This window comes from Psychrobacter sp. MES7-P7E, assembly GCF_002863645.1.
Lineage (GTDB): Bacteria > Pseudomonadota > Gammaproteobacteria > Pseudomonadales > Moraxellaceae > Psychrobacter.
Genome location: NZ_PJBU01000098.1, coordinates 43389 through 53677 on the forward strand (window position 1 = coordinate 43389; position 10289 = coordinate 53677).

Here is a 10289-nt window from a genome sequence, read left to right on the forward strand (position 1 = left end):
ACGTTTTAAAGTAGTGACTCTTATAAACCAGCGTCTGCTTTTAAGATATCAGCTTTGTCTGTTTTTTCCCACGTAAAGGCAGTCTCTGAACCTGGACGACCAAAGTGTCCAAAGGTAGCAGTCTGTTGATACATTGGTTGTAGTAAGTTCAACATACGGGTAATGCCGTAAGGACGTAGGTCAAAGTGAGTACGAATCAAGCGAATGATCTCATCGTTACTGATTTTGCTAGTACCAAAGGTATTGACAGAAATAGAAGTAGGTTCAGCGACACCAATCGCGTAGCTGACCTGAACTTCACAGCGCTCAGCTAATCCTGCTGCTACGATGTTTTTGGCAACATAACGTACCGCGTAAGCAGCACTGCGATCGACTTTTGAAGGATCTTTACCACTGAACGCACCGCCACCATGACGTGCCATGCCGCCGTAAGTATCAACAATAATTTTACGACCAGTCAGACCAGCATCACCGACAGGACCACCAATCACAAACTTGCCAGTTGGGTTGATATGATAGCGTGTGCCAGCGTGCAATAAGTCAGCTGGTAGCACTTGCTTGATGATAGATTCCATCACGGCTTCTTGTAGATCCGACTGCGAGATGCTTGGATCATGCTGTGTTGATAATACAACAGCATCGATGGCGACAGGACGATTGCCGTCATACTTCAAGGTTACCTGCGCTTTGGCATCTGGACGCAACCATGGCAGCTCGCCTGCGCGGCGCAGCTCCGACTGACGCTCCATCAAACGATGAGCATACTCGATAGGCGCTGGCATCAGGACTTCGGTCTCATTACTTGCATAACCAAACATCAAGCCTTGGTCACCTGCGCCTTGCTCTTCAGGGTCGCTACGATCGACGCCTTGCGCGATTTCAGGAGATTGTTTGCCCAACATGTTAATGACTGCACAAGTCTCGCCATCAAAGCCTAAATCTGAATGGTGATAGCCAATGCCATTTACGGTGTCACGAACCAGACGCTCTAAATCGATATTTGCCGTTGTAGTGATTTCACCTGCAAGTATGACTGCGCCTGTTTTTACTAAGGTTTCGCATGCCACACGTGCGTGCAGATCTTCACGTAAGATAGCGTCAAGGATAGCGTCTGATATTTGGTCAGCCATTTTGTCAGGATGGCCTTCGCTCACAGATTCTGAGGTAAATAAGTTGTATTCACGCATAATGGGATCGCTTAATTGAATCAATAAGGGTAGGAAAAGCAGCACATCTGGGTGCTGCTCTAATTAATTTTGACCACGCATTTACGCGGCAGATAATCGGTATTTCTTAATTTAAAATCGGTTTTGACTAAAATCTTTGCTAATAAATTTGACCAAAGGGTGAGCTGACTATCATTCAATCAATATATAAAATGATACTGCCTCGCTCTAATATGGTCTTGGCGGTAATGAGTTGAGTCAGTACTTGCCCTAATAGACAACGCTAATGTGCAGATTGCCTTATCAGAAGCAGGGTAATGGCCAAAATCTCTTAACGCAAAATAGGGTTATTCTACCTTGAAACGTTATAAAACTCTAGTGAGCAACACTTGCTCTACTATAAGAAATGCTCAACAAGCAGTTCACTGCAATCAAAGGTGGTTACTGGATAGCGGTTTAGCTAGCTGAGTGATTAGCTAGCAGTAGCGTTTGCTTGAAATGAACAATACGTTACAACTCTAAAAATGCAGCTTTATCTTTGAACATGCATTCTTCATAGACAGGACAGGCGCCGCATTTGGGTGTACGAGCCTGGCAAGTATAGCGGCCGTGTAAGATAAGATAGTGATGGGCGTCTACGATGAAGTCTTCTGGGATGCGCTCAACCAGCTTTTTTTCGACGATAAGTACGGTTTTACCAGTGGCAAGCCCAGTACGATTACCCACACGAAAGATATGCGTGTCAACGGCCATGGTAGGCTGGCCAAAAGCAGTATTTAATACAACGTTGGCAGTTTTACGGCCGACACCTGCCAGTGACTCTAAATCTTTGCGGTTATCAGGAACAGTGCTATCAAATTTCTCAATCAAATCACGGCAAGTTTTTATGACGTTTTTTGCTTTGGCATTATATAGACCAATGTTTTTGATATAGGATTTGAGACCGTCTTCGCCTAATGCTAGTATTGCCTCAGGTGTGTTAGCTACTGGGTACAATTGCTTGGTAGCAATATTGACACTGACATCAGTCGCTTGTGCGGACAGAATTACCGCGATAAGTAATTCAAAATTGCTATCATAATTAAGTTCGGTGACAGGCTCATCAATAGTCGCTGCTAGCTTTTCAAAGAATGGACGCACGTCACGATTGGGCATTCGTCTAGAGGGTGGCGTGTCAGCTGTTTTATGTTTGACCGTTTTACTCATGGCATTTTGACTATTATTTTGATGAATGATTGTGCCAAATTATATGCTAGCGTTAGCATTCATGTTAATGATTAAAGTATCAATTTATTAACGCATTAATTGCGTAATCAGCTATTACCGTTATAGCGCTACTTGCAATGACTCAAGCTCGGCTTGTAAAGATTCGAGCTCTACTTGTTTCTTATCGTTTGCACGCACACTCAGTTGCTTTTCCAGTTTTTTGATTTTGGTACGGAGCTTGGCAGCCGCAATGGTATTTTTCGCTTGCGACTCACTGATGTTTAGAGACTGGCTTGCTGCATTATTGAGCTTAGCCTCTACCATACTAACGACAGGTCTACTATTGCTCGTATCAGCAAGCTGTTCTGTCACACGTTTCAAATGAGTGTGGTAGCGTTGTCTTAAATCCTCTTGCTCTGCTATTCGCTCAGGCTCAGATATTTCCCGCTCAATCGTAACTAAGTCGATGCAATCAACAGGGCAGGGCGCGATACATAGCTCACAGCCCGTGCACAAATCTGTAAAAATCGTATGCATATGCTTACCAGTACCAACGATAGCATCTACTGGGCAAGCAGGAATACATTTGGTGCAGCCGATACAGTCATCTTCACGAATAACTGCACGAACCTCGGTCGGACGTTCAGAGGTGGCATCTATGGGCCACTGTGAAGGCACCGCCGTTAGCATAGTGTAAGGAGTATCTATATCGAGAGTCTGAGCAATCGCGTCCGTGACTGGCTGACCACCAGGTACACATTTATTATATGGTTCGCCATTTAATACAATTGCAGCGGCATATGGCAGGCAACCATCTGGATGCTCACATAGTCCGCATTGCGTCTGTGGCAAACAAGCATCCACACGTGCAATTTTTGCCTGTATGTCAGCGGGCAAGGTATCAATGTGTAATGTATCGAATAAGATAGGTAGATTGACTAAGCGTATATTGGTGCTACTTTGCATTTAATTAAGGACCTTAATACCAGTCGTAAGAATAGGTATTAGTATAAATAGAGATAAAGTATTGAGAAAGCGGTCTTTGTAAAACAGTATTTATAAGAGCACTTGCTCAGGTTAGCGTGTTACTTATTAAAAAATAAAGTTTAAAGTAAAACGTTTATCATAGAAGCAGCGATTTTAAAGAGATGAGATTGAAAATACAATACTATAGCGTAATGTGGTATTTGTAGATAAGGACTGATTATAAATCTATATTTTGTTCTTTAGCCACTTGGTCAATCAAATCGCGAGCGATACTACCCTTTGGTGGAATTCTGGGTAGGTTTGAGAGATCAAAGAAATCAGCATGTGCTAGCTCATCTTCTTGCAAGATAATATCGCCATTGGCATACGATGCACGAAAACCAAGCATCAAATTAGAGGGGAATGGCCATGGCTGACTGCTCACATAGCGGATATCTGATACGCTGATATTGACCTCTTCTGCGACTTCACGTACTACGGCATGCTCCAGACTCTCTCCAACTTCTACAAACCCTGCGATCAAACCATACATTGGCGGCAGGTTTTGCTGTCCATGACGGTGATGGTGAGCCAGTAAGATTTGCATCTCACCCGTCACTGGATTTGACCGAGTAATAGCAGTGATGACGCAAGGTTGTACGCGAGGGTATTGGCGAAATCGACATACTGGACAAACCATGGCACGTTCGCCTTGGTCAGCATGTACAGTAGGACTAGCACAGCGACTACAAAACTGCGTATCTGCTTGCCAGCTTAATAGTTGTATTGCTTGGCTAATCTGATCTGACAAGGCGACTGGCAAATGAGTCATCAGTTTTCGATAAGGAACAAAAGTGTTACCACTACTTTCAGCAATAATTGGTAGCGTCACGTTATGAGCAACTGCATAGTCATAAGTCATGGCGCTCGTCGCTTGGGCAGTAAAGCTATGAGCCATATTGGCATCAACCGTATCATCTGCATCGTTACCAGTGCTGTCGTCTGATAACCAATGATTTGGTGCTAGGCTCTCGTGCAGCGTTACGTGACCAACCTGATAAGCTTGCTCGCTTAAGTCATTACTATCGGGCGATAGCTGAACTTGCAAAGGCCACCAACCATCTGGCATTTGACGGCATAAGATACTGTCATCACTTAATACAAAAGCATGGGCCATATAAAATTCCAAACATTATAAAGTAAGTCCGCATCGACGTAGACACAGACTGTTTTAGAGTAAAATATCATCAATTCTATGTAAACCAGATACCCATATATGTTGTCAGGCTGGTTCAGCCTCATGACCAGGCTAGTTCAACCTAATGACTGTAGCGCTTTCACGTGCCTGACTCGTACCTACATTATCTTGAATTATTTATACGTAAATGAGATGTCATGGCTAAGAGATAATAACCATGCCATGACAATAAGAAAAGTTAAGCAGCAAGTAGGTGGCTTAAGCTTTGCTGCCCCACATCAAGCGCTTGTTTGCTGACAGGGCGATTATTCTCAAAACCATCTAAGTGATGATCGACCGCCATGATAACATCAGCGATGCAGGCTAACGTACTGTCTTCGATACGTCGTCCGCCTTCGATACGCTTTTCAATGTAGTTGGCTAGCTGACTCAGCATGCTGGCAGGTGTGGGCAGTTGTAAGAAGCGTACTGCGCCTGCTACTTGACGCATCATCCCAGGAATATTTTGGATATTGAGCATATCGCGCTCAGGCTCCGCCAAATAATCATTGATGGCTTGCTCGGCACTAGCAATAGCAGTTCGGCTTTCTTGTATCAAGGTATCATTAGCCGTATTAAGCTGATGCAATGAGATATGCGGGTTATTCAGTGGCAGATAGATTGCCCCTGGTGTATGCATCTCTACCATGGCAATGGCGGCGTTCTCTGCATGCATCAACGCTAGTAGCAAATGATCAAAATCGTCAGGGGAAGGTGCTTGCCAATGGCTCACAGCTTCTGCTGCTTCGCTAAGACTATTGGCTGCGTTGGACAGACCTAATAAACGTAATGCTGAACTAAGCTCAGTCAGCTCTTCGATAATTTGCGCGGTCTGCATATCAATAGGGTTGATTGAATCGCCACGTGCATAACTATCGACGTGTTCTTTAATATTATTGATCTGATTTTGAATAATTGTGTTTAACGTATCGGTAAGTTCGCGGTTAGGACCGAATAAAAAGCGTTTCATTTGTTCTAGCTGAGCACCTTCTAAATGGTTACTGGCATACTGTTCACGTAGTTGATGCGCTTGCTCGTTATCACGTTGACAGGCAAAGCTCACTAAATCTGCAAAGCGGGTATCCATGACTGGTAAATAGCTTTGAAATTGCTGCTCTAAATAGATAAGTGTGTGTTTTTGACTCAAGTTTAATGGTAATACTGCTGCGATATCAGCCACGGCAGCAGTCGCCGCTTGCCAAAATAAGCTATCAGTATTTGAGGCAATTAATGCGCAGGCTGCGCTCATAGCATCCAACTTTTGCTGGTCTGCTGAGTCAATGTTGCCATCTTGATTGAGTAGTGCAACCGCAAGGCCACTACGATATGCGTTGGTCAGCAGCTCTGTGTCTAGATTAAGCGTGCTTAGAGATTCAAAGTTTTGTTCAGGATTGGCGATGATGACACTACTACTACCAAAAGCTGCAAAATAGTCTGCTGTAATAGGAGCTTTTTGACTATGCGCATTAAGCTTGTTGATTACAGGTATGAGTAGAGTAGGCTCTACCGATTCAGTCAAGAGGACAAACTCGACATAACGATCTAAGGTCATGATGGCTTCTGATAGATCCATGATCAAGTCGGTATCGTTGTTATCACCATTGTCATAAAGTCTCTGTAAACCACCAACAATGGCATCATTCAATGCTTCTGCACCGACCAAAGAAATCAGTTTAAAAATACAAGAAAGCTGCTTTAATACTTCGATAGAATCTGACAACAAAGGAGCTTGGCTACTATCATCATTGAATTCACCCAGATGAATCTCGGTATCCTTAAGCGTTGCTATAACCTCATCATGCAGTAAATGGAGTGATGGTAGGTTAAAATCAGTAACACTAAGCGTTGGGGCGGTTAGCTTCATTTGCGCAGACTGGTCCATAAGTATTTTTCCATAATGTACTGATGAGAATAGCAATATTATAAATTTGATTCAGAAAGTATTAGCTAGTGATGTTTTAACGCTTTCTATCATAATAATCAAGACTAAATTATACAAATGTCGGTTCAATAAAAATTCGAACGACAATTACATGCTAGCTTTTAGGGCAGGATAATCTTCTGCTAAAGCGGCATACCAGCTTTGGTCAGCAGTTTCATCCACCGTTGATGCCAGCAATGAATTTGCTAAATTGGCGAAACTTGCATGAGCGGTTTGTCCGCCATCGGTATCTGTATCCTCTTCGATGGCAAGCGTGACCTGTCCACCAGTCATCGCCAAATAAACTTCGGCTAAAATCTCTGAGTCAAGTAATGCCCCGTGAAAAGTACGGTCTTGCTTACCAACATCTAGGCGACGCACGAGGGCATCTAGCGTGTTTTTTTGCCCAGGGTATTGCTGCTTGGCCATCGCCAGTGAATCGGTTACTTGCACTCGATTAGCAAAGTCATTCAGACCAACTTTTGCAAACTCCATGTTTAAGAAGTTCATATCAAAAGTAGCGTTATGAGCGATAATTTCAGCGCCATCCATAAAGTCGTACAAAGACTGAGCAACTTGATCAAAGGTCGGCTTGTCGGTCAAAAATGCTTCAGAGATACCATGAATACGAATGACTTCATCATCCATACCACGCTGCGGATTGATATAAACGTGCAGCTTTTCACCAGTAAACTTACGTCCGACCAGCTCCACAATACCAACCTCGATAATACGATCGCCTTTTAGTGCATCAAGCCCTGTAGTTTCTGTATCCATGATAAGCTGGCGATCTGCTTCATGGCGGTGTATCGGCTTTGGTAGTAGCGGCTTGAAATGTGGGTTGGCACGGCTAGTATCCCCATCGAACTTAGGGGCGTCAGATTTTACACTTGGCAATATATCATTGTCGACGGTATCATCTAGGTGCGTTTGAATATCGGGCATAGCTTTGGTACTCGTCGGGTTGTATGTATTGTCTTGATAGCTGTTAGATTCTAAAGCAATGTCTTCATTCATCTTAAGGGTGTTAGCTGTACTCTGACTATCTTCTTTTAGCGGCTCAGGTTCTAAGAGCTCTTCATCAAACTCATCGTCCATCATATCTAGACCCAATGGATCGAAACTTAGCCAGTCAGCGCTAGACGATTTTTGCAAGGTATCAGTGTTAGCGTCAGTATTAGTATCAATATCAGTCGCTATGTGGTCTTTTTTTTTAGTCGTATCTGCTTTACTGACTATAGCTGAATGGCTGCTGTTTGATGTGACACCTAAGTTTGCCAGCTCATCTGCTTTTTCGTTACCAGCATGTCCAGCGTGACCCTTGACCCAATGCCAGCTAACATCACGCTGTTGGCAGAGCTTATCCAATTGTTGCCATAGGTCTCGATTGGCGACTGGCTTTTTACTGGCAGTTTTCCAGCCCTTTTTCTTCCAACCTTCAATCCATTCAGTGATGCCTTTTTTGACATAACTGGAGTCAGTCCAAATCTCAAGAGTATGCTCATGCGGGCTATGGGTCAGGGCTTGTATTGCACCCATTAGCTCCATACGGTTATTGGTGGTTTCTTTGTCGCCGCCGTACAAATCTTGCGTGCTGCCATCACTAAATATAAGATGTGCGCCCCAGCCGCCAGCGCCAGGATTGCCTTTGCAAGCACCATCAGTATAGGCCACAGTGGTATTTGTTTTAGCAGCCAATGGATCAATCGCGTTGTCTTTATGAGTGTTTGGCATTGAATTACGGTTGTCTGACATAAAGGAGTATGGACCTGATAAGTGGTAAGCATAGGGTAGTATTAGAGCATCTCGTTTACGTTATTCGAACGATGATGATGACGTTGTGAGTATAGCAAATCTATCATAAATATGGGCAGTCGTGACGCACAAAGTCAGAAAACTCTTACGGTAACTTATAACATAATAGTAACGTCTTGGTTTTCTGTTAAAATAGCGAAGCTCTCTGAAAGGCTCTAGTTTTTAGTTACAGAGCTGCCTTTGCTACAAAGATGCCCAAGCGCATTTTTCTGATACAGCTATCTAGTGACATTTTGATAATAGTACACTTAATAAAAGTTTTTAATGCATGATTGCAGGATAACCCCATTATGTCCTTACGCTCGAATTTATTTAATAAGAGACTGACGTATTTGATGCTCAGTGTGACTGCTAGCAGCGCGATTTTTCTGAGCGCTTGTAATGATACCAGCCCTCAAGCAGATACCGAAGTTGCGGCAGATCTGTCTGTCTTTGAAGGTTGTTATACGGTGAGTCAAGATGAGCCTGCTCAGATAAAGGTCAGCCAGCAAGACGACACTTGGGTGATGCAGATGAAAGAACCCGTCACTGCTAAGCGCGTCTGGGATACTCCAGAGCCGTTAGAAGTGATTGAAAATAGCGACATACCGCAGTTCTTCTCTATCGATCCAGACAATGTCGATGCGGTTATTGGTCGTCCTGATCGAGTGCTTGTGTTGGCTCATGTCAAACCAGCTTACGCAAATATTGATCCGCTCTTAGACAGTGAGTACTTGTCGTACATTTACCGAGGCGCCAACACGATCTATCGCGTGGAATGTGATGAGGTGAATACTGATATTTTAGCCAATCCACATGCCAATCTTGTTATCGATAATGTTGATGATAGTATTTAAATAAGTATCGACTATAAATATCATTGTTGGTCGATGATATTTGTATAAACAGTATTTTGTTATAAACAGTCATACCATTAGAGTTAAGCAATATGAATTTTTTTAGTTACGTGGTGTTAGGCGGGTTTTCTTATGCAGCTGGTTGGGCGGTAAGAACATATGTATTAGAAAAACAACCCAAACCTGAGCAGCCTTATAATCTAAAACATCCTGCAATTTTGGCATATTTGGGTGCATTTTTTATTATCATGTTGATCGTCTCGTGGCTGCTTGGTCGCTATGCGCTTGGTCATGCTGCGATTGATTTGCCTTTCATTATTGTCAATAGTCTTGTTGCGACCTTCGTTTACTCGTTTGGTCTTAATCCAGAAAAAGCTAATTATGAAGTGCCTGATTAAAATACAGTATTGAATGAGCTAAAAATAACAAAAGCCACGACCGAAATGTTAATTCGCGGTCGTGGCTTTTTTAATAGCTGAAAGTATTAATATTTATGAGGCTTTCTTCAGATTAGTACCAGTCTCGTCGCTATCTTTCTCATCACTACTAGTCTTATCTGTGTCGTTCTTATCTTCTAATTTATCCTTAGTAGCTGATTGTTCCTGCTTCCACTCTTTGTATTTTTGCAGATCTTTTCTGGCCTGCTTTAAACAAAATTTAAGTACTAGCGCATCATCGATATGACCGATGAACGGAATAGAGTCAGGAATGAGGTCAATTGGATTTAGCACATAGAGCGCACCAATAACGCCAGCTGAAATTGTCTTAAAAGGAATCTTACGGTAGTCACCTTTGTAATAATCTTTGACAAGACTCATAAATAGCATTAAATCATCACTAAACGGCTCAAGATAGCCGCTGTCCTCTAACTTTTCTTTCAGCTTATCTTCTTTACCTAGCAAGTATTCCAAATTAGAGTCAAGTGACTTGTTTTTATCGGTTTTTTTATTAAACATAATTATTACCTTTTGTTTTTTGCGATGAATTTGTATTTACAGTAACAAATCTAGTCGACCTATATTGTGTGTCTCAGTAGCGAAAAAGTAAATATCGGTAAAGATTAGGCAACCATCAGCATCAGAAAAGCGTCTACAATATGCTGCCACAAGGTCTAAAAACACAAGTCATAAAAATAAAAGCAA

The 10289-nt window shown here is 42.7% G+C and carries 9 protein-coding genes; 2 read left to right on the top strand and 7 right to left on the bottom strand.

Translation table 11 applies throughout. The features are described 5' to 3' along the window. Window positions 1-20: 20 nt before the first annotated feature. The 6 genes from metK to dnaQ form a co-directional block, all read right to left on the bottom strand. Window positions 21-1187: a methionine adenosyltransferase gene (metK, locus tag CXF62_RS08205; RefSeq protein ID WP_057760687.1), complete on the bottom strand. Its 1167-nt coding sequence runs from the start codon at window positions 1185-1187 to the stop codon at window positions 21-23. Between the two features lie 489 nt (window positions 1188-1676). After that, entirely contained in the window at window positions 1677-2372 is a 696-nt protein-coding gene (gene nth, locus CXF62_RS08210) for an endonuclease III (RefSeq protein WP_057760685.1), read from the bottom strand. 120 nt (window positions 2373-2492) lie between these two features. Then, window positions 2493-3338, bottom strand: a complete 846-nt coding sequence (locus tag CXF62_RS08215) for an RnfABCDGE type electron transport complex subunit B (protein ID WP_102093813.1) — start codon at window positions 3336-3338, stop codon at window positions 2493-2495. 238 nt (window positions 3339-3576) lie between these two features. Further along, complete coding sequence (gene nudC / locus CXF62_RS08220) at window positions 3577-4515, bottom strand: NAD(+) diphosphatase (RefSeq protein ID WP_102093815.1); 939 nt, start codon at window positions 4513-4515, stop codon at window positions 3577-3579. Between the two features lie 259 nt (window positions 4516-4774). Continuing rightward, on the bottom strand, window positions 4775-6457 hold the full coding sequence (locus tag CXF62_RS08225) for a hypothetical protein (protein ID WP_102093816.1): 1683 nt from the start codon (window positions 6455-6457) through the stop codon (window positions 4775-4777). 147 nt (window positions 6458-6604) lie between these two features. Beyond that, on the bottom strand, window positions 6605-8251 hold the full coding sequence (gene dnaQ / locus CXF62_RS08230) for a DNA polymerase III subunit epsilon (RefSeq protein WP_102093818.1): 1647 nt from the start codon (window positions 8249-8251) through the stop codon (window positions 6605-6607). A gap of 350 nt (window positions 8252-8601) precedes the next feature. On the opposite strand from dnaQ, the gene CXF62_RS08235 reads away from it, so the two are divergent. Further along, complete coding sequence (locus tag CXF62_RS08235; protein WP_218870141.1) at window positions 8602-9147, top strand: hypothetical protein; 546 nt, start codon at window positions 8602-8604, stop codon at window positions 9145-9147. Window positions 9148-9239: 92 nt separating this feature from the next. Continuing rightward, window positions 9240-9545, top strand: coding sequence for a hypothetical protein (locus CXF62_RS08240; RefSeq protein ID WP_102093819.1), 306 nt, complete (start codon window positions 9240-9242; stop codon window positions 9543-9545). 93 nt (window positions 9546-9638) lie between these two features. Here the strand turns inward: CXF62_RS08240 and CXF62_RS08245 are convergent, their stop codons facing one another. Next, complete coding sequence (locus tag CXF62_RS08245) at window positions 9639-10103, bottom strand: YkvA family protein (protein WP_102093821.1); 465 nt, start codon at window positions 10101-10103, stop codon at window positions 9639-9641. Window positions 10104-10289: the final 186 nt, after the last annotated feature.